Origin of the sequence: Vibrio syngnathi (assembly GCF_002119525.1) — a bacterium.
In the GTDB taxonomy this organism is placed as follows: Bacteria; Pseudomonadota; Gammaproteobacteria; order Enterobacterales; family Vibrionaceae; genus Vibrio; species Vibrio syngnathi.
This window is the reverse complement of the sequence record NZ_CP017916.1, coordinates 2,117,626-2,138,981: the sequence shown is the minus strand read 5'-3', so window position 1 is coordinate 2,138,981 and position 21,356 is coordinate 2,117,626. Positions and strand designations below refer to the sequence as shown.

Sequence of the window (21,356 nt, the reverse complement as noted above, 5' to 3'; positions counted from 1 at the left end):
CGTTACCATTTTTTCTTCTGACCGAATAGAGCATCCATGTCATCTTCACGCTCTTTCGATTCCATCTGCTGTAAATCTTCTGCGTTTTTATTTAGGCGCTTCTGATCAAGATCGTCAAGCATCTGTTGTAGCTTGTCTTTCGCTTGATTGGAGTATGCATCGTTTTTAGTTGAGAGTGCGTCTATGCCTTTACGCAACAGTTGAATCGCTGTGCCAGGCTGTCCACGAGATATCGAGTCATTTGCACGTTTGATAACATTCTCGATGTTGATGCGAATTTGGATTGTTTCTAAGCGAGCGTTTTCAACCACAAAAGCTTGAGTATTAAAACGTCCTTTATTGTGCTCGTTACGAACCGTGTCACGCAAGCGTTTAACTAGCTTAAGCATCATGATTGCTTGTTTGTCACTACTAGGCATGCGAAAAGCGGTGCTTTCGCCCCCTTGGTGATTCTCTTTAAGCTGAGTTATTTGTTGCTTTACGCTTTCGATGCGTTGGGCAAGCTGCTTATTTTTAGGATCGAGTTCATACATATTAACTAATGCATCAAGAATTCGATTGTTTAAGCATATAAGAAGATCTTGGCTAAACGGCATGTGGTGAGCATTGCCAATTAACTCTTCTGTTCCGTCTATAATGGTTAGATAACGAGAAGCTTCCTGTTTCTTCGTTGTTTCTACCTTAACTTTGTATTGAAGCATGATGTTGTAGCCTAAAACCAACACCAAAAGCACGGCTACCAAGGCGATTATTAAACCAATATTCATATATTTGTGTCTGCTTATTGTTTTCTATAGCTAACGAGAGAGGATACACGATTCCATTGTGTATAGGCACTTGTAAATTACAATTTTTGATTATCTCTTGTTGAGCGCAATCGGCAATCAAAATTTACTAACTAATGTGTGAGAATGAGGAGTGGCTTACAAAGCGTCAGTGATATTTTTATTTGTTACGCTTTAAAAGCTCGATATTTCTGTCATTTTAGTTCTCGAAGCGTTATAACTATTAATTATATTAGACGAGACTATAACGCTCTATTTGCAAATAAGTTAGCGCAGAAATGAGTAAAGGATTACGAGGTTAGATATGAAGTTACAGCAACTGAAGTACATTGTTGAGGTTCTAAACCATAACCTAAATGTTTCAGCGACAGCAGAGAGTTTGTACACATCTCAGCCCGGCATAAGTAAACAGGTTAGATTACTTGAAGACGAGCTAGGCATTCAAATATTTGAGCGTAGCGGTAAGCATTTAACTCAGGTTACACAAGCCGGTGAGGATATTATTCGTATCTCTCAAGAGATTTTGGCTCGTGTTGAGAGTATTAAAGCGGTTGCGGGTGAGCACACTCATCCTGAGATGGGCACATTGAATATTTCAACCACTCATACTCAAGCTCGTTATGCACTCCCTGATGTGATTAAAGGTTTCACGGCGCGTTATCCAAAAGTGTCGCTTCACATGCATCAAGGCACGCCAAGCCAGATGTCAGAAGCGGTAGCTAAGGGTACAGCGAACTTTGCGATTGCAACGGAAGCGCTACACCTTTATCAAGATGCAATTATGCTGCCTTGTTATCATTGGAACCGTTCGATCGTGGTAACGAAAGATCACCCTCTTGCACAGAAACGAAATATCTCGATTGAAGATCTTGCTGCTTATTCTCTCGTGACTTATGTATTTGGTTTTACTGGCCGTTCCGAGCTTGATACAGCATTTAACAAAGTAGGCTTAACACCGCGTGTTGTGTTTACCGCGACGGATGCCGATGTCATCAAAACTTATGTTCGGATGGGGATCGGGGTGGGTGTAATCGCAAGCATGGCGATTGACCACGAGCAAGATACAGACTTGGTTGCTATTGACGCGAGCCATCTATTTGGTGCTAGCACCACAAGCATTGGCTTTAGAAAAGGCACTTTCCTGCGTTCTTACATGTTTGACTTTATGGAGCGTTTTGCACCGCACTTAACTCGCCCAGTAGTTGAGCAAGCTATTTCTTTGAAATCGAATGAAGAGATCGAAGAGATGTTTAAAGACATCGACTTACCCGTTCGTTAAGGGTGATGTCTTACCTAGATACCCAATTCGGCCTGTTTACAGGCCGTTTTCATTTAAGCTCATTTGTGGTTGGCTTGCTGGTAGGTTGCCTTTATATAACCTCAGTTTGTAACGTTCCTTTCTATTTTGGCCTCTTACCCCTACAATCCTCGCATCATAGGGGGAAGCATGCATTCACAATTCAAAATACTCGATTCATTTTTGCTAGAGCACCAGATTTACTGGCGTTCAGAGCCTTTTCACCTATGCCAAACTCACGATCAGCCATGGACAGACGTGAACCTTCCACTTGTCGATTGGTTAGATGGCTTGAGTATTGAACGCATTCAAACGTTAAAAGAACTGCCTCAAGTTCTGATTTCGGAACTTATGCGTTTTCTCCCAGAGTTAGAGAATGCCAATCAACACATCCAGTTTGATAATTCGGCTTTAGTTGGGCTTGATCTTCCGCGCGGTACTGCCGATGGTATTCCCGGCAGAAAGCTGCAACAAATTGTCGCGATGGGAGAAGCTTCATTAAAAGAGCATCATGGTAAAGAGTGGCTTGAATGGTGTTCTGGCAAAGGCTTTCTCGGTCGAATCTTATCTCAGCAATCAGATCAAAAGGTCACTAGCTTTGAGTGGCAACAATCGTTGTGTGAAAGCGGACAAAAGATTGCAGATGACCAGAAACTAGAGATGGATTTTGTTCAAGGTGACGCGTTTTCAAAAGATGCAGATCGGGTGTTTAACTCAAACCAACATGCTGTTGCTCTTCATGCTTGTGGTGACCTTCATGTCGAATTAGTGAAAAAATCTGTTTCACATGGGCTTCCTGCAGTGACCATTTCTCCATGTTGCTACCACCTTATTCGCGATGAAAGCTACCAAGCGATGTCATCCGTTGCGAAAAGCTCAGCATTAACGTTGAGCAAGAGCGACTTAAGAATCCCGCTTCAAGAAACCGTCACTGGTGGTGAAAGAGTAAAAAGACACCGTCAGTTAGAAATGAGTTACCGATTAGGCTTTAGCCAACTACTTAAGGGTGAGCTTGGTGTCGACGAGTACATTCCTGTACCAAGCATCAAGAAATCGGAGCTATCCGAAGGCTTTGAATCATTTTGTTGCTGGGCATCTGAAGTGAAAGATATATCGCTGGGTTTAGATATTGATTTTGACTCTTATTTAATTCAAGGCCAAGCGCTTTTCTGGGAAATGGAAAAGCTGAGTTTAGTTCAACAAGTCTTTAGAAGACCTTTAGAGGTATGGTTGGCCTTGGATCGTGCCATTTATCTGCAAGAACAAGGTTATCAAGCTTCGATTGAAGAGTTCTGCGAACGCAGTGTAACGCCAAGAAACCTATTGATTCATGGGGTTAAGATCGAGCGCTAGCGGTAAACAGCACTGGTACGTGTTTTTACGATCTAAAATCATGAATGCAAAATAAAGTTATAAATACAAAAAAATGATAAATAAAAAAAAGCCAGCGCGACATAATGTCGTACTGGCTTTTTGTTTAATGTGTCTGAATTAACTGAACGCTTCAACGAGAAGGTTATTGCGTTCAGTTAGTCATTACATCATTAGTTAAACATTGCGATTGCTTCTGCAGGCGCTACGTATTCTAGGTCAAAGCTCTCTGCAACTTCTTTACAAGTCACTTTACCGTGGATTACGTTTAGACCTTCTAGGAAACCTTCATCAGATAGAAGTGCTTCGCGGTAGCCTTTGTTCGCTAGCTTAACAATGTAAGGAAGTGTTGCATTGTTTAGTGCGTAAGTAGAAGTACGAGCAACGGCACCTGGCATGTTAGCAACACAGTAGTGAACTACGTCATCAACGATGTAAGTTGGATCGGCGTGCGTTGTTGCATGTGAAGTTTCAAAACAACCACCTTGGTCGATTGCAACATCAACAACCGCTGAACCTGGCTTCATCTTAGCGATGTGATCTTTTGTAACAAGTTTAGGGGCGGCTGCGCCTGGGATTAGCACTGCACCAATCACTAGGTCAGCTTCTAGAACATGCTTCTCAATAGCGTCTTCAGTAGAATAAACCACTTTTGCGCGACCTTGGAATTCTTCATCAAGACGACGAAGAGTATCTACGTTGCGATCAAGAATGGTTACATCAGCGCGAAGGCCAACAGCCATACGTGCTGCGTTAGCACCAACAACACCACCGCCAACAACAACAACTTTTGCTGGCTCAACACCAGGAACGCCGCCAAGAAGAAGACCACAACCACCGTTAGATTTCTCTAGTGTTTGTGCACCTGCTTGAATAGACATGCGACCAGCGACTTCAGACATTGGTGCTAATAGTGGCAAGCGACCCATATTATCTGTTACAGTCTCATAGGCTACGCAGACAGCTTTGCTCTTGATCAGCTCTTCCGTTTGTGGAAAATCTGGTGCAAGGTGTAAATAGGTAAATAATATTTGCCCTTCGCGAAGCATAGCTCGCTCGACAGCTTGAGGTTCTTTAACCTTTACAATCATTTCTGCTTTCGCGAAAACGTCAGCAGCAGTAGGAAGAATGGATGCGCCTACAGCGATGTAATCATCGTCTGAAAAACCGATACCATTACCGGCATTGGTTTCTACAAAAACTTGGTGGCCGTGTGAGATTAGTTCTCTCACGCTAGCTGGGGTCATACCAACGCGGTATTCGTGGTTCTTGATTTCCTTAGGTACGCCAATGATCATCCTGACTCCTCATTTTATTTTGGTTGTTTTATCTATGTGTAGGGTAATTCTGTCGAATTAATATCTAGTATAGATATGTTTAAGTAAAATTTGATACTGAATATTAAAAAGTTGTAGTATATTTTTTTGCAAGGAAGTAATAAGGTGGAATAAAAAATGGCAGACAATTATAAGAAGCCGTCCAAGGAACTAGATCGTATTGACCGCAACATTCTTAATGAGTTGCAAAAAGACGGTCGTATCTCAAACGTTGAACTCTCAAAACGAGTAGGACTTTCTCCAACTCCATGTCTTGAGCGTGTTCGTCGTTTAGAGCGTCAGGGTTACATTACTGGGTACACAGCATTGCTGAACCCACAGTACCTTGATGCTTCACTTTTAGTGTTTGTTGAAATTACGTTGAACCGTGGTGCGCCAGATGTGTTCGAACAATTCAACACCGCTGTGCAGAAACTGGATGACATCCAAGAGTGTCATTTAGTGTCGGGTGATTTTGACTATCTTCTAAAAACACGTGTATCTGATATGGGTGCTTACCGTAAGCTACTGGGTGATACGTTACTTCGTCTACCAGGCGTAAACGACACTCGAACTTACGTTGTAATGGAAGAAGTGAAACAAACCAATCAACTTGTGATTAAAACTCGTTAATCACAATTGGTGAAATGAAAGAAAGCGGACATTTGTTCCGCTTTCTTGCTTTCTGGAATTGGGTTTTTCTGTTTGATATGGTTAAATCAACAGTAGTTTCATTGAAACGAGCGGCTATTGCCGCTCGAGATGTTTTTATCCCGTTTAATTATTAAGTTGGTTTATGTTCAAGCAGAGCAGTAATAAAGTAGAAACAATCATTAAAACGAGTGAAGAGCCTCAGTCTCCTCGTTTAAGTGGTTCTCAACGTTTAAAAGAGTGCAGCCTAATTCTAGGTGTTCTCTTCTCTATTCTACTTGCCGTTGCGTTATTAACTTTTAGTCCTGCTGACCCATCATGGTCGCAAACGGCTTGGGGTGGTGATATTAAAAATGCAGGAGGCTACGTAGGTGCATGGTTGGCGGATACGCTTTTCTTTGTGTTTGGTTCTTTAGCTTATCCTTTACCTATTTTGGTGACGGTTGCTGCTTGGGTATTATTCCGTAAACGTAATGAAGATGAGCAGATCGATTTCATGCTGTGGGGTACTCGTTTACTTGGACTGACTGTCCTCATTCTTACTAGTTGTGGTTTAGCGGATATCAACTTCGATGATATTTGGTACTTTTCATCTGGTGGTGTAGTCGGTGACGTATTAACAAGTCTTGCACTTCCAACGCTGAACGTTCTGGGCAGTACACTAGTTCTTCTTTTCTTATGGGGTGCTGGTTTTACTCTATTAACGGGTATCTCTTGGCTGAGTATCGTTGAATGGTTGGGTGAATGTGCGATTAAGCTGTTTACCTCTGCTGTTAATAAAGCGCGTGGTGAAGACCAAGAGTTGCTTGAACCACAACTAAGAGAGTCGGCAGACCGAAATTTAATCGAAGAACGTCATCAGCAGCATCAAGAGCCTACTTACCGCGATGTCCCTGCTACCGAAGACAACAAAGAATCAACAGAACATGATCCACTAGATCCTGCACTGAGCTTCTCTGCGACCAATGACTCTTCTGATACTGCGAATGTATTAGACAATACTGCATCGCCGAAGCGTCATTACAATATTCACATGCCAGTCGATGCGCCGGCTAAGCAAGAAGCTCCCGTCCAAGAACAACCTCAGATTCAGCCTCAACAAGTTGAGCAAGACCCGATTCCTGCAGCACCGGTTTACCAAGCGCCAGAAGAACCTTTAGAAGACGGTATTGAGCGCTCGAAGCAGTTGAATGCAACGATAGAGCAACTAGAAAACGCGGCAATGTATGAAGATGATCTTGCTGAGCAGGAGCAGGTTGACGCGCATGAATCTCAGATCGCGTATCAGCAATACATGCAGGATGAGCAACCAGCAGTTAATCCGACTGAAACGGTTGTTGAAAGTGTAGAACCAGCAATGGATAGCTCACCAGAAGTAAATGACGAGTTCGATGCTGAAGATGTGCAACCAGAATCTCTATACGCTTCGCCAATGGGTGAAATAGAAGAAACACCACAAGAATTTTCAAAGCCTTTCGATACAACCGAAGATCAAAGCTTTGAACCTAATTCAGAGCTAGACGCTGAACCTATTGATATTGATGAAGAACCACTTGCTCCGTCATCTTATGAACAAGAGCTGACGCAAACGACTGAACAGAACCAAGCACCAACTGTTGAGCTTCCATGGGAAGAGGTAATAGAAGAAGAGCCTCTGCACCAAGATCAAGATGTAGCGGCATTCCAAAGTCTGGTCTCTGAAGCACAAGCGAACATGGCGGCGACACAAAACCCATTCTTGGTACAGAAAGATGTCAACTTGCCTAAACCTGCCGAGCCGTTACCGACGCTTGAGCTGCTGTTCCACCCTGAAAAACGTGAAACCTTTATTGACCGCGACGCGTTAGAGGCGATTGCTCGCCTTGTTGAATCGAAGCTAGCCGATTACAAGATCAAAGCTGATGTGGTTGATATTTTCCCGGGTCCTGTCATCACTCGATTTGAACTCGATCTGGCACCGGGCGTGAAAGTAAGCCGTATTTCGGGCCTTTCTATGGACTTAGCTCGTTCGCTTTCTGCATTGGCAGTGCGTGTAGTCGAGGTAATACCGGGTAAACCTTATGTTGGTTTAGAATTGCCGAACATGAGTCGTCAAACCGTTTTCTTCTCTGATGTGGTAGGTAGTCCTCAGTTCCAAGAAGCGACGTCACCAACGACTGTTGTTTTAGGACAAGACATCGCTGGTGAAGCGGTTATTGCTGATTTATCGAAGATGCCACACGTTTTGGTCGCAGGTACAACCGGTTCTGGTAAGTCGGTCGGCGTGAACGTGATGATCTTGAGTATGCTTTACAAGGCATCACCAGAAGACGTTCGCTTCATCATGATCGACCCGAAAATGTTGGAATTATCTATCTATGAAGGTATTCCACATCTGTTGTCTGAAGTCGTAACTGACATGAAAGATGCGTCTAACGCCCTTCGTTGGTGTGTAGGTGAAATGGAACGTCGTTACAAACTGATGTCGGCTCTAGGTGTCCGTAATATTAAAGGCTACAACGATAAATTGAAGATGGCGTCGGAAGCGGGTCACCCGATTCACGACCCATTGTGGAAGCCTGGCGACAGCATGGACCCTGAAGCGCCACTGTTGGAAAAACTGCCGTATATTGTGGTTGTCGTTGATGAATTTGCCGACTTAATTATGGTAGTCGGTAAGAAAGTTGAAGAGTTGATTGCACGCTTGGCGCAGAAAGCGCGTGCGGCTGGCGTCCACTTGATCTTAGCGACTCAACGACCTTCGGTGGATGTTATTACTGGTCTTATTAAAGCAAACATCCCGACACGTGTTGCCTTTACCGTATCGACCAAAACGGATTCAAGAACCATTCTTGACCAAGGCGGTGCAGAATCACTACTTGGCATGGGTGATATGTTGTACTTGCCACCGGGTTCAAGCCACACAACTCGTGTACACGGTGCGTTTGCGTCTGATGATGATGTACACGCGGTCGTGAACAACTGGAAAGCACGTGGTAAGCCAAACTACATAGATGAGATCACTAACGGCGATCAAACCCCAGAAACACTATTGCCGGGTGAGAAGATGGAAGGTGACGAAGAAGTTGATCCTCTGTTTGATCAAGTCGTTGAACACGTGGTTCATTCACGCCGTGGTTCAGTTTCTGGTGTGCAACGTCGATTCAAGATTGGCTACAACCGTGCCGCTCGAATTGTCGAGCAATTAGAGGCTCAAGGTATTGTCAGTGCTCCAGGACATAACGGTAACCGTGAAGTCTTAGCGCCAGCGCCACCAAAAGATTAGTTCCACTAGGAACTCACTCCCACTAAGTCGGTCAAATCAAAAATACGACCGACTTATGTTCTAACAGGATTATTGATGAAAAAAGTATTCGCACTTTTATTTATGAGCTTCTCAGTATTTGCTTCTCCGAAAGAAGAGTTGAGTAGCCGCTTGTCGCTAAATGCAGGTTTTAGCGCCGACTTTAAGCAAGTCGTAACCAGCCCTGACGGTGATGTTGTGATGGAAGGCGAGGGTACGGTAGAGATTGCTCGCCCTAGCTTATTCCGATGGGAAACCACTTTCCCTGATGAAAACCTATTGGTATCTGACGGTCAAAGCTTGTGGTACTACAGCCCATTCATTGAACAAGTGAGCATTTACTGGCAAGAACAAGCCACATCGCAAACGCCTTTTGTATTGCTTACTCGTAACCAAGAAAGCGATTGGGACAACTACAATGTCGCGCAAACGGGTAACCAATTTACGCTAACGCCGACAGCTGTGGATTCTAATCAGGGCGACTTCCAGATTAAGATCACTGAAAAGGGCATTGTTCAGGGCTTTAACGTGATTGAACAAGACGGTCAGAAAGGTGAGTTTACCTTTAGCAATGTTGACTTAGGTAAACCTGCAGCAGACCGCTTTACTTTTGTGGCACCGGAAGGTGTCGAGGTCGACGACCAAAGAAACTGATCTAATGAAGCAGATCATTTGGTAGTACGTCGATAGGCACAGATGTCATCAACGAATCAAGAGATTGCAATTGAGTAATTACAGCTTAGATTTTGCAGGGGACGAAGATTTTCGTCCCCTTGCTGCTCGTATGAGACCTGAAACTGTCGAACAGTACATCGGTCAGCAGCATATATTAGGCCCAGGTAAACCACTTCGTAGAGCATTGGAAGCGGGCCATATTCATTCGATGATTTTATGGGGGCCTCCTGGCACCGGTAAAACCACGCTGGCGGAAGTGGCAGCAAACTATGCGAATGCTGAAGTTGAGCGCGTATCAGCGGTAACTTCGGGTGTTAAAGACATTCGTATCGCGATTGAAAAAGCGCGTGAAAACAAGCAATCAGGGCGTAGAACGATTCTATTTGTGGACGAAGTCCATCGCTTTAACAAAAGCCAGCAAGATGCCTTTCTACCCCATATCGAAGATGGCACCGTGACCTTTATTGGCGCGACCACAGAAAACCCATCCTTTGAACTGAACAACGCTTTGTTGTCACGTGCGCGTGTTTACAAGCTGACTTCGCTTCATACCGATGATATTTCTCTCGTTATTCGCCAAGCTATTGAAGATAAACAGCGCGGTCTGGGTGATGTGACGGCTGATTTTGCTGATAACGTCTTAGATCGCCTCGCTGAACTGGTCAACGGTGATGCACGTATGTCGCTCAACTATCTTGAGTTGCTGTATGACATGGCAGAAGACAACGACAAAGGCGAGAAAGCGATAACGTTACAGTTGCTGGCTGAGGTAGCAGGGGAGAAAGTCGCTCGCTTTGATAATAAGGGCGATATTTGGTACGACTTGATCTCCGCTGTTCACAAATCGATTCGTGGATCTAACCCTGATGCAGCTCTGTATTGGTCGGCGCGAATGATTGCAGCGGGTTGTGACCCTTTGTATATCGTAAGACGCTTATTAGCGATTGCTTCTGAAGATATTGGAAACGCTGATCCTCGAGCCATGCAAGTCGCGATGTCGGCGTGGGACTGCTTCACGCGTATTGGTCCTGCTGAAGGCGAGCGTGCGATTGCACAAGCCGTTGTCTATTTAGCGTGTGCGCCAAAAAGTAATGCAGTTTACAACGCTTGGAAGCAAGCCTTAACGGATGCTCATAATCTTCCTGAATATGAAGTGCCTCATCATTTGCGAAATGCACCCACAACTTTGATGAAGGACATGGGCTATGGGCAAGAATACCGTTATGCTCATGACGAACCAGGTGCCTACGCGGCTGGCGAAAAGTACTTGCCTCCTGAAATGGGAGAAAGACAATACTATTTCCCAACAAAACGAGGCTTAGAGACTAAAATTGGCGAGAAGCTAGATTATCTGGCGGATTTGGACGCAAAAAGCCCACAAAAACGCTATGAAAAGTAGTCTTTTTTGGATATCGTTACCTAGTCATAAAAATTCAATTAAATCGTTTGAAATTGGTCGAAATAGCACCAGTTTTAGGGGTTTAGCAGTGATTCAGTAGCAATCTACTGAATATTCAAATAACTAAAGCATAGGATTAGCAATGCTGGATTCTAAATTACTTCGAGCTGAGCTGGATGAAACAGCGGCAAAATTAGCACGTCGAGGCTTCACCCTTGATGTAGAGACAATTCGTGAACTTGAAGAAAAACGTAAGTCCCTTCAGATGAAAACTGAAGAGCTGCAAGCGTTACGTAACTCTCGATCGAAGTCCATTGGTCAAGCGAAAGCAAAAGGCGACCATGAAGAAGCTGAGCGTATCCTTGCTGAAGTAGGCAACTTAGGCGCAGAACTAGACCAAGCTAAAGTAACATTGGCTGAGCTTCAATCTGAGCTAGAAACGATCACCATGTCAATTCCTAACTTACCTGATGCAGAAGTGCCAGACGGTAAAGATGAAGACGACAACGTAGAAGTTTCTCGTTGGGGTCAACCTAAGACTTACGACTTCGAAGTGAAAGATCACGTAGATCTTGGCGAAATGTCTGGCGGTCTTGATTTTGCTAGCGCAGTTAAAATCTCGGGTTCTCGTTTCATCGTGATGAAAGGCAAATTTGCACGTCTACACCGTGCTATTGCTCAGTTCATGCTGGATCTTCACACTGATGAGCACGGCTACACAGAAATGTACGTACCGTACCTAGTGAACCACGATAGCCTATACGGTACTGGTCAACTTCCTAAGTTCGGCGAAGACTTGTTCCACACAAGCCCGCTAACTGAACAAGTAAGTGACGTACCTCTTAAGACTCTATCGCTTATCCCTACGGCAGAAGTACCGGTAACGAACATGGTTCGTGACACGATTACTGATGAAGCTGAACTGCCACTTAAGATGACAGCTCACACGCCATGTTTCCGCTCTGAAGCGGGTTCTTACGGTCGTGACACTCGTGGTCTTATCCGTATGCACCAATTCGACAAAGTTGAGCTAGTACAAATCACTAAGCCAGAAGACTCAATGGCAGCGCTTGAAGAGCTAACAGGTCATGCTGAGAAAGTACTTCAACTTCTAGAGCTTCCTTACCGTAAAGTGATTCTATGTACAGGTGACATGGGCTTCGGTTCTGCGAAAACTTACGACTTAGAAGTATGGGTTCCAGCACAAGAGACTTACCGTGAAATCTCTTCTTGTTCAAACATGTGGGATTTCCAAGCGCGTCGTATGCAAGCTCGTTTCCGTCGTAAAGGCGAGAAGAAACCTGAACTTGTACACACTCTAAACGGTTCTGGTCTTGCTGTTGGTCGTACTATGGTTGCTATTCTTGAGAACAACCAAGAAGCAGATGGCCGTATTGCTATCCCAACAGTACTTCAACCATACATGGGCGGCGTAACGCACATTGGTTAATGTCAATTTAGGTTAATCGAATTTAGATTAATCTAACTCATTAGAATAGTTAAAAGGCTTTGCTGTTATGGCAAAGCCTTTTTTGTATGCGAGAGTTGCTCAAATAGAAGCTACATATATGAGAAGGCAGTCTCGGAAGCGTTGTTTGCTTGTTTCCATGCCAAATCAGCTTGCTTACATGCCAGAAGCGCCTTTCGGTAATAGTTTTGATAGTTGTTTTGTGTCAGCTCATCAATCGTATAAAGCTGTGTGATCACTTCGTCACATTGCTTGATGATGGTTATCACCTGTTTTGCACCCATTGAGTCAGGCCAAATCACAGAGAGCAGTTTGATCGTGTTCATACATACGTTCTTGATCATCGGACATCGTTTATGAATATCTAAGTAAGCCACAAGCACCTGTTTGTAGTCTGACTTTGCTCGTTTTATGCCGATATTCTTCTCTTTGAGCCAGTTCATTTTTGCTATGTTGCGATGTTTCATCTCACTGCACATCGTTATCTGACTTGAAACCACTGTCTCGTTCGCTGTTTTCACTATCAACATGCTGCAACGGTTTTCAGCGATTTTAAACTCGTTTTCACAACTCATCCTATCCAATAACCATGCATGGTGATAAATCACTGGAAATGCGTCAAAGTCATTCTTGTCGTGCAATGCGGTTAGTATAGTGACCGCTTTTTGATATTGGTGAGCTTCCATCGCGATGTGAGCTGCGATAAGTGCTAAGTCAGTTTGAAGCCTTGATCTTGCCTCGGTAGGGATCTTCGAAATTAGGAAATTGACGTGACCCAAATTCGCTTGCTTATCGATACCATCTGAGGCGCAATAGAGTAAAAATCGTATATGATTTAGCTTCATATACAGGTTGTCTCGAAAGGTATCCTTATTGATTTGCACATAGTTTTGGTAGTGGAATAGCGCTGTTTTAGTATCGTTTACCGATAAGCATAGATTTGCGATTGCCAGTTCTCTCTCAGAATTACCTGGTGTTAGTTTGCTCGCTAATCTGAAGTGAGCAATGGCTGCCGGAACCTTATTGCTGATCAGGTTTACTTGAGCTGCTTGGTCTCGATACAGAGTGCAGGTTGGCGCAGAATTGATCAAACTTTCAATCATCGACTGTGCTTCGTTAAGCTGCCCTAAATTAGCAAGGCTGTTTGCTAATCCTGCTTGAGCCCAATCAAAGCTGCCTTCATCTATCGCTTTCTGATAGACATTCTTGGCTTCCTCGTAGAGCTTTAGTTTTGATAAAAAACTCCCTCGAAATTGCTGGATTGTTGCGAAGTATTCGGGATGAAACGCGGCAAGCCCTTCGCAATGCTCTAGGCCCGCTTGATAGTTATTCTCTCTCTCAGCCTTATAAATGTCTTGTAAAGTCAGCTTCTTCCTTAAGGAACTGGTGATGCGCTGTTTTAGAGTTTCGCGGTTAAACGGTTTTAACAAATAGTTATCAGGTCGTAGTTCAAGGATAGGGCGTATCGATAGAGCTGAATTTTCACCTGTAACAAGAATAAATATTCCGTCATCTTTTAACCTGTTGGCTTGCTTCAATTCTTCAAATAGCTGTTTGCCGTTGATCGTGTTACCAAAGTTATAATCACAAATGATGACATCAAAAGTTGTGTCATTCGTGATGGTCATTGCAACACGAGGCGATTTCGCAATGGCAATCAAACGTTCTGAAAAACCGATATGAACCAGCATATTACGAATGGTTGATAACACTATCGTTGAGTCATCAATGATAAGTGCATTTAGTTGGGTTAATTTCATGCTTACTTTAAATTATTTACTGACGTGAATTACGTAGCTATTGCGGATTGTCTTGATGTCTTGCACGACCGACAAAACAAGAAGCGTTAGGTTTCTACGAGGTTGATATAAGACTTCGCTAGAATTGGATTCTTTGTTTGCGAATATTTTTATCTAATAGGAGTTAAAAATATTGGCTAATTTGATTCTGAGATGAACTCGAATAAGGAAGGTCATTCATTATATTCAGTACCAAAATGGCGCGTATTTTATGACGGCTTTTTAGCCGATAGGTAACACTCTTTTGCTAATTATTTTTCTGGAAAGGATTAAATTTATTTGTGGGGATTTTAGAGATCAAATCAAATATAAAACAATGGCTTGGGAGGTGTTGGTTGGTTGTTTGGTTTTTCGCGTGAAGAGTAAGCCGCCGTTGGAATTTATGGGCGGCTTATAGATGTTTGGTATCTCTTAATGGTGTTTGTTAAATCAATTTGGCTTGAAAAAAGCAGATTGTCGGAGTGCTTTATCGATGGCTGCAACGAGCTGCTCGATATGTTCTGGCTGGCTGATGAAAGGAGGCATCATATAAATCAATTTACCAAATGGACGTATCCAAACACCTTGCTCAACAAAATGCGCTTGGATGGTTTCCATGTCGACAGGTGTGTGTGTTTCAACGACGCCAATCGCGCCCAACCAACGAACGTCTTTAACCAGTTCATGCTCTCGCAACGGTGGTAGCAACTCAGAAAAGAGTTTTTCAATCTGTTGAGTCTGATTTTGCCAGTCGCCTTTTTCAATTATGGACAAACTTGCTGCACCCACAGCACAAGCTAAAGGGTTGCCCATAAAGGTTGGCCCGTGCATAAAGCAACCCGCTTCACCGCCACATACCGTGTCGGCGACTTCTTTGCTCGCAAGCGTCGCTGACAGCGTCATGTAACCGCCAGTTAACGCCTTGCCTACGCATAAAATGTCCGCTTGAACATCGGCATGCTCACAGGCGAACAGTTTCCCTGTGCGGCCAAATCCGGTCGCAATCTCATCTAAGATCAGTAAGACGTTGAATTCATCACATAGTAAGCGAACTTGTTTTAAGAACTCGGGGTGGTAGATGCGCATACCGCCAGCGCCTTGAACGATGGGTTCTAAAATCACCGCTGCGACTTCTTTGTGGTGCGCTGTTAGCTTCTCTCGAAAGCTATCGATGTCACTTGAGTTCCAGTCATCCCAAAAGCCCGTTTTGGGCGAATCTGCAAAAATGTGTTCAGGCAAAAAACCTTTGTAGAGGCTATGCATCGAGTTATCCGGATCTGTTACCGACATTGCCGCGAAGGTATCGCCGTGGTAGCCATCTCTCAGTGTGAGGAATTTTGAACGAGGTTGCCCTTTAGCATGCCAGTATTGCAGCGCCATCTTGAGGCTAACCTCTACCGCGACTGAACCTGAATCAGCCAGGAATACATGTTCTAGATTACTTGGCGCTAGGTTCAAAAGCTTCTTACATAAATCGATAGCTGGCTGGTGGGTGATACCACCGAACATAACGTGCGAAACCTTATCGATTTGGCTGTGAGCTGCAGCATTGAGATCTGGGTGATTGTAACCGTGGATGGTTGACCACCAAGACGACATGCCATCAATAATTCGTTTTCCGCCTTCTAATTCTAGGTAAACACCGTCTGCGTTGGTGACTGGGTAGCAGGTCAGAGGTGTCAACGTTGATGTATAAGGATGCCAGATATGCTGGCGGTCAAAGGCGAGATCCATAGTAACTTCCATTCTTTTTGTGGTCAAAAAATAATCAGATGTAAACTTTTGATATTATCAATGTGTTGACAGTCTAAAGCTTGTCGGTAGACTATCCAAGCATAAATACAATCTCTATTGATAGAGATGTAACATCAAATAATAAAAAAGGATCGACACGTGGAAGTTCGTCATGACTGGACAGTTGCTGAAGTAAGAGCACTGCTTGAAAAACCGTTTATGGATTTAATGTTTGAAGCTCAAGTGGTTCATAGACAGTACCAAGAGCACAACCACGTGCAGGTGAGTACGCTGTTATCGATTAAGACAGGTGCTTGTCCTGAAGATTGTAAGTACTGCCCTCAAAGTGCTCACTACCGAACGGATGTCGACAAAGAGCGCTTGATGGAAGTAGAGCGTGTTTTGGATGCTGCACAAAAAGCCAAGAACGCGGGTTCAACTCGTTTCTGTATGGGGGCGGCATGGAAAAACCCGAAAGAGCGCGATATGCCTCACCTGACTGACATGATCAAAGGTGTGAAAGGCATGGGTCTAGAAACATGTATGACACTAGGCATGTTAACGCCTGATCAAGCAGGTGAGCTAGCGGATGCGGGTTTGGATTACTACAATCACAACCTTGATACGTCCCCTGAGTTTTACGGCAGTATCATTACTACTCGTACTTACCAAGATCGCTTAGATACCCTATCTCACGTACGTGATGCTGGTATGAAAATCTGTTCTGGCGGCATTATTGGTATGGGTGAAAGCACCAATGACCGTGCTGGTCTGCTTGTTGAACTGGCTAATCTTCCTGTACACCCTGAAAGTGTTCCAATCAACATGCTCGTAAAAGTGAAAGGCACACCGATGGAAAACGTCGATGATGTTGAGTCTTTCGACTTCGTCAAACTGATTGCGATTGCTCGCATCATGATGCCAATGTCTGCGGTTCGTCTATCTGCAGGCCGTGAGAATATGAATGAGCAGATGCAGGCGATGTGTTTCATGGCTGGCGCGAACTCTATCTTCTACGGCTGTAAGCTACTGACTACACCAAACCCAGATGAAGACACTGATATGCAGCTGTTTAAGAAGTTAGGTATCAACAGCCAACAAGTGGCTCAGAAGCCGGATGAAATTCAAGAAAACGAACTGTTAGATCAAGTGGTGGAGCGCGTTGCCGCTCGTCCAACGAAAGATGACATGTTCTACGATGCCACTGTTTAAATCTCGCATCAAAAGTGCCCTTGCTCATCGCTGTGAGCAAGGGCTAACTCGTCAACTTAAGGTGTTAGAAAATAGTAATGGTCCTTTGCTTATGAGCGAAGGTTCTAGCTTCATTAATTTTTCGAGTAATGACTATTTAGGCTTGGCAAACGATCCTGATCTGGTGAATGCGTGGCAAACTGGACTTTCTCAGTATGGCGCTGGCAGTGCGGCATCGCCATTGGTCACTGGTTTTAGTCCTGCTCATCGAAATTTAGAGGCTCAGCTGTGCGAATGGCTTGGCTTTGAACGTGCCATTCTCTTTAGTTCTGGTTTCAGTGCCAATCAAGCTTTGTTGTTTTCTCTGCTCGAGAAAGACGACTCTCTATTGCAAGATAAGCTCAACCACGCCTCTTTGATGGAAGCGGGGATGCTTTCACCTGCAACCATGAAACGCTTTAAGCACAACGATACGCAGCACCTAGAGTCTTTACTAAGCCGCTCTCCACAATCCTTGGTTGTGACTGAAGGTGTGTTCAGCATGGATGGCGATCAAGCGCCTCTCAGCCAGGTATTTAACTTGACTAACCAATACGACAGTTGGTTGGTGGTTGATGATGCCCACGGTATCGGTGTATTAGGTGATAAAGGGGCTGGGAGTTGCAGTGCGGCACAAGTCTCACCTGATATTTTGGTGGTGACCTTTGGCAAAGCATTTGGCCTTTCTGGTGCTGCGATTCTTTGTTCGTCAGAAGTGGGTGATTACTTAACTCAGTTCGCCCGTCATCATGTCTACTCGACGGCAATGCCACCTTCACAAGCGGTGGCTTTGTCTCATGCGTGTCAGATGATTCAAACGCAAGAGTGGCGTCGTGAGAAACTCACGGAGTTAGGCGCTCTCTATGCCGAGCAGATGAATGGTGTGAAAGGTTTTATTGATACTCAGACGCCGATCAAACCATTTTTAATCGGCGAAGCCCAAGCTGCACTATCTATTGCTGAAGAGTTAAAGCGCAACCTAGTTTGGGTAACGGCAATAAGGCCACCAACGGTACCTATTGGGACTGCTCGTCTGCGAATTACCTTAACGGCCAACCACAGTCAGAAGCAGGTTCTTCAGTTAACAGACTCGTTGCTTCAAGCAATAGAGCGAAGCAACGAGTCTGTAAGCAAACCAAGCATAGAATCAAGCTTTGAATTAAAGAAAGAGGCTCAGTAAATGTCACAAGAAGCAGTAGTGGATAATTACGCAGGCCAAGACAAGAGTGCGATTGCCGAAGCCTTCGGCAAAGCAGCAACAACCTATGACAGACACGCTGAATTCCAGCGCGATGTTGGTCACCGACTGCTGGATAAGTTACCGAATGACCTCTCTGGATTAAAGGTGCTCGATTTAGGTTGTGGTACTGGTTATTTCTCACAGCAATTGGTGGAACGAGGCGCTGAAGTGGTATGCGCAGACCTTTCTGTTGGAATGTTGCAAAAAGCCGAACAGCGCTGTGGCGCAATGGTCTCTTTATATCGACAAGCTGATGCCGAGCTATTGCCATTCGAAGATGGGGCTTTTGATATTGTTTTCTCTAGTCTTGCGTTGCAATGGTGTGACGATTTATCGTCGCCTCTGAGGGAGATGAGGCGTGTCACCTCGCTTGGAGGGCGTGTTGTTTTCTCAACTTTGCTTGATGGGTCACTGTTTGAACTGAAAAAGTCATGGTCAAAAATTGACACACATCAACACGTTAACCATTTTATTACAATCAATCAGGTAAAAATTGCGTTAGCGCAATCTAGCTGTACTGCTCATCAACTAGACTTGCCCACCATCACCGTTTGGTACGACACTGCGTTTGAACTGATGCGCGACCTTAAAGGTATCGGCGCTAATCACGTAAGTGGTCGCTCACAAGGTTTAACAAGTCGCCGAATGTTGCAGCTTGTTGAGCGGGAATATCGAGAGTTTAAAAACCATCAAGGTTTCTTACCAGCAACATATCAAGTTTGTTTAGGGGTTATTCAATTATGATTGATGCATTATTCATTGCAGGTACGGATACCGAAGTGGGAAAAACTGTGGTTTCAAAAGCGATTCTTCAAGCTTTAGCCGCACAAGAGTTATCAACAATTGGCTACAAGCCAGTTGCAGCAGGGTGTGAACAACTCCCTGAAGGGTTACGTAATAGTGATGCGTTGCATCTTCAAGAAGCGGCAACGCAAGACATTGCTTACGAAGACGTTAATCCATATGCGTTGTTGCTGCCTTCATCACCACACATTGCAGCAAAGCATGATGGTGTCGTGATTGATGAAACCGTATTATCAGCTAAGCTGGCAGAGCATAAGCAAAACTCTGACATCGTGTTAGTTGAAGGTGCTGGTGGTTGGCGTGTACCGGTTTCTGATGAAGAATATTTGTCTAGCTGGGTCAAAAAAGAGCAGCTGCCTGTGGTATTGACGGTTGGTATTAAGCTTGGCTGTTTGAGTCATGCACTACTAACCGCAGAAGTGATTCGTGCTGATGGACTGAACCTAGTGGGTTGGGTTGCAAACCGCATTAACCCAGGTACTGAACATTACGCCGAAATTATAGCGATGCTTGAAGACAAGCTAGGTGCACCGAAGTTAGGTGAAATCCCGTATGTGCCAAGAGCAAAGTCTAAGAACATTGGTAAGTACATTAATGTACAGCCATTGCTTGATCTTTAAACTTCGAGTTATACGTTAAACAAGAAAAGGGCTGCGATTGCAGCCCTTTTGCTTTGTTAAGCCTTTGACCATTAGCTTATAAACAGCTGGTCTTTTATATCAGCAAACTCGGGATTAATGTTCTTTGGTAAGTCCCATTAGTGCTTGCTGTGTTTCTGTGATTTTTGCCTGCGCCGCTTGTGGAGTTAGGACCCCAATCTGCTTTTTTGCTTCTTCTTCAGTAATCCCTAGGTGACAGCACAGTAAATCGATAGCCATTTGAGTGTTAGTACCTTCAACCATGATTCTTCCCTTTTTGTTCATGGACTAGCCAATAAATCATCTGAAGCCACTCTAAACGGATTGTTATGCCGACACCATACGACTTAGGTCTAATAGACTAGGGGTAAGCCGAATAGGGTCTCGTAATCAAATGTTGCAATTTAATGCTTAACCTTGTTTTCTTAATCTAAGACTATATGTATAAGTAAGGATAAGTCTTCAAGGTTGGAATAAATTGCTGTCTGCCTTGTCTATAATAATAAGTTTTATAAAAACAGCTTTCATGCGGAGATAAGTAATGAAGCGAGTAATGTTGTTCCTTGCAACCAACCTAGCGGTTGTAATGGTACTAAGTGTTGTTCTTAATATTGTATACGCAGTTACAGGTATGCAACCTGGTAGCCTATCAGGCTTATTGGTGATGGCTGCAGTCTTTGGTTTTGGCGGCTCATTCATTTCGTTGATGATGTCAAAGAAAATGGCGCTACGTTCGGTAGGCGGCATGGTCATTGAAAGTCCACGAAATGAAACAGAACATTGGTTGATGGAGACGGTAAGCCGTCAATCTCAACAAGTTGGTATTGGTATGCCAACAGTGGCGATCTACGACTCGCCAGACATCAACGCATTCGCGACGGGCGCTAAGCGTAATGATTCATTAGTCGCAGTCTCTACGGGTTTGTTGCACAACATGACGCGTGATGAAGCTGAAGCGGTACTAGCGCATGAAGTGAGCCACATCGCGAACGGTGACATGGTGACCATGACGCTAATGCAGGGTGTTGTGAACACGTTCGTTATTTTCCTATCTCGTTTCATCGCCAACATTGTTGCGTCGAATGACAACGAAGAAGAGGGTGGCAGCAACATGATGGTGTACTTCGGTGTGTCTATGGTGTTGGAATTGGTATTTGGTTTCTTAGCAAGCTTCATTACGATGTGGTACAGCCGTCATCGTGAATTCCATGCCGATGCAGGTGCAGCGAATCTAGTAGGCAAAGAGAAGATGATTGCAGCGCTAGAGCGCCTAAAGGTGAGCCATGAGCCACAACTAGAAGGCTCTATGATGGCATTTGGTATCAATGGTAAGAAGTCTCTTACAGAGCTTTTAATGAGCCACCCACCGCTAGATAAGCGTATTGCGTCTTTACGTAACATGTAATTTCTAATACAAGCTACTTTCGTTAAGCGGCAATATGTATTCTAAAGGCTTTCTTCGGGAGGCCTTTTTTGATCTTGGCATTCAAGAGAGTAAGTCTCTGGGAGTTATGTGTCCGGGGGATATGTGTCCAAGAGATATGTGTCTGGTGATAGAGGGTTGTTGGTGATGAAGCGTTACGATGTCTATTGGTTGATATCGCACGGACTTATATGAGCAGGGCAATTAGGCGGGATGGCTTTGTGTCTTTTACTGACGGCTCTTGAGCCAACACACTTGGTTCCG

The 21,356-nt window shown here is 44.2% G+C and carries 17 protein-coding genes; 12 read left to right on the top strand and 5 right to left on the bottom strand.

What is annotated here, in order from left to right; translation table 11 throughout:
- Positions 1-2: 2 nt before the first annotated feature.
- Positions 3-767 carry a DNA repair protein gene (locus K08M4_RS09750; RefSeq protein WP_086049719.1) on the bottom strand — a complete coding sequence of 255 codons (765 nt, stop codon included), beginning with the start codon at positions 765-767 and terminating at the stop codon, positions 3-5.
- 322 nt (positions 768-1,089) lie between these two features.
- On the opposite strand from K08M4_RS09750, the gene cysB reads away from it, so the two are divergent.
- Complete coding sequence (gene cysB / locus K08M4_RS09745; RefSeq protein ID WP_009848858.1) at positions 1,090-2,064, top strand: HTH-type transcriptional regulator CysB; 975 nt, start codon at positions 1,090-1,092, stop codon at positions 2,062-2,064.
- A 168-nt stretch (positions 2,065-2,232) separates the two neighbouring features.
- Positions 2,233-3,435, top strand: coding sequence for a methyltransferase (locus tag K08M4_RS09740; protein WP_086049718.1), 1,203 nt, complete (start codon positions 2,233-2,235; stop codon positions 3,433-3,435).
- A gap of 191 nt (positions 3,436-3,626) precedes the next feature.
- On the opposite strand, the gene ald is transcribed toward K08M4_RS09740, so the two are convergent.
- Positions 3,627-4,751, bottom strand: a complete 1,125-nt coding sequence (ald, locus tag K08M4_RS09735; RefSeq protein WP_012604392.1) for an alanine dehydrogenase — start codon at positions 4,749-4,751, stop codon at positions 3,627-3,629.
- 156 nt (positions 4,752-4,907) lie between these two features.
- Here ald and lrp point away from each other — a divergent pair, with 156 nt between their 5' ends.
- From lrp to serS, 5 genes are all read left to right on the top strand, one after another.
- Complete coding sequence (lrp, locus tag K08M4_RS09730; protein WP_004734558.1) at positions 4,908-5,402, top strand: leucine-responsive transcriptional regulator Lrp; 495 nt, start codon at positions 4,908-4,910, stop codon at positions 5,400-5,402.
- Between the two features lie 163 nt (positions 5,403-5,565).
- Positions 5,566-8,685, top strand: coding sequence for a DNA translocase FtsK 4TM domain-containing protein (locus K08M4_RS09725; protein ID WP_086049717.1), 3,120 nt, complete (start codon positions 5,566-5,568; stop codon positions 8,683-8,685).
- A gap of 75 nt (positions 8,686-8,760) precedes the next feature.
- A complete protein-coding gene (lolA, locus tag K08M4_RS09720; protein ID WP_086049716.1) occupies positions 8,761-9,357 on the top strand; it encodes an outer membrane lipoprotein periplasmic chaperone LolA in 597 nt (198 codons plus the stop codon).
- Positions 9,358-9,427: 70 nt separating this feature from the next.
- Complete coding sequence (locus K08M4_RS09715) at positions 9,428-10,777, top strand: replication-associated recombination protein A (RefSeq protein ID WP_086050420.1); 1,350 nt, start codon at positions 9,428-9,430, stop codon at positions 10,775-10,777.
- 142 nt (positions 10,778-10,919) lie between these two features.
- Positions 10,920-12,227, top strand: a complete 1,308-nt coding sequence (gene serS, locus K08M4_RS09710) for a serine--tRNA ligase (protein WP_004734554.1) — start codon at positions 10,920-10,922, stop codon at positions 12,225-12,227.
- 110 nt (positions 12,228-12,337) lie between these two features.
- Here serS and K08M4_RS09705 read toward each other — a convergent pair whose 3' ends face one another.
- Positions 12,338-14,005 carry a response regulator gene (locus K08M4_RS09705; protein WP_086049715.1) on the bottom strand — a complete coding sequence of 556 codons (1,668 nt, stop codon included), beginning with the start codon at positions 14,003-14,005 and terminating at the stop codon, positions 12,338-12,340.
- A gap of 468 nt (positions 14,006-14,473) precedes the next feature.
- Complete coding sequence (gene bioA / locus K08M4_RS09695) at positions 14,474-15,757, bottom strand: adenosylmethionine--8-amino-7-oxononanoate transaminase (RefSeq protein ID WP_086049714.1); 1,284 nt, start codon at positions 15,755-15,757, stop codon at positions 14,474-14,476.
- Positions 15,758-15,916: 159 nt separating this feature from the next.
- Here bioA and bioB point away from each other — a divergent pair, with 159 nt between their 5' ends.
- Genes bioB through bioD form a run of 4 tightly spaced genes read left to right on the top strand, consistent with a single transcriptional unit; the run spans position 15,917 to position 19,651 of the window.
- Positions 15,917-16,969, top strand: a complete 1,053-nt coding sequence (gene bioB, locus K08M4_RS09690; protein ID WP_009848820.1) for a biotin synthase BioB — start codon at positions 15,917-15,919, stop codon at positions 16,967-16,969.
- Entirely contained in the window at positions 16,956-18,167 is a 1,212-nt protein-coding gene (gene bioF, locus K08M4_RS09685) for an 8-amino-7-oxononanoate synthase (RefSeq protein WP_086049713.1), read from the top strand. The genes bioB and bioF overlap by 14 nt, the downstream gene beginning before the upstream one ends.
- Complete coding sequence (gene bioC, locus K08M4_RS09680; protein ID WP_086049712.1) at positions 18,168-18,971, top strand: malonyl-ACP O-methyltransferase BioC; 804 nt, start codon at positions 18,168-18,170, stop codon at positions 18,969-18,971.
- Entirely contained in the window at positions 18,968-19,651 is a 684-nt protein-coding gene (gene bioD / locus K08M4_RS09675; protein WP_086049710.1) for a dethiobiotin synthase, read from the top strand. Before bioC ends, bioD begins: the two co-directional genes overlap by 4 nt.
- A gap of 114 nt (positions 19,652-19,765) precedes the next feature.
- Here the strand turns inward: bioD and K08M4_RS22110 are convergent, their stop codons facing one another.
- Positions 19,766-19,933, bottom strand: a complete 168-nt coding sequence (locus K08M4_RS22110) for a hypothetical protein (protein WP_086049709.1) — start codon at positions 19,931-19,933, stop codon at positions 19,766-19,768.
- 277 nt (positions 19,934-20,210) lie between these two features.
- Here K08M4_RS22110 and htpX point away from each other — a divergent pair, with 277 nt between their 5' ends.
- The gene (gene htpX, locus K08M4_RS09665) at positions 20,211-21,074 is read left to right on the top strand and encodes a protease HtpX (protein WP_086049708.1); all 864 of its coding nucleotides are present in this window, start codon (positions 20,211-20,213) and stop codon (positions 21,072-21,074) included.
- Positions 21,075-21,356 lie beyond the last annotated feature (282 nt).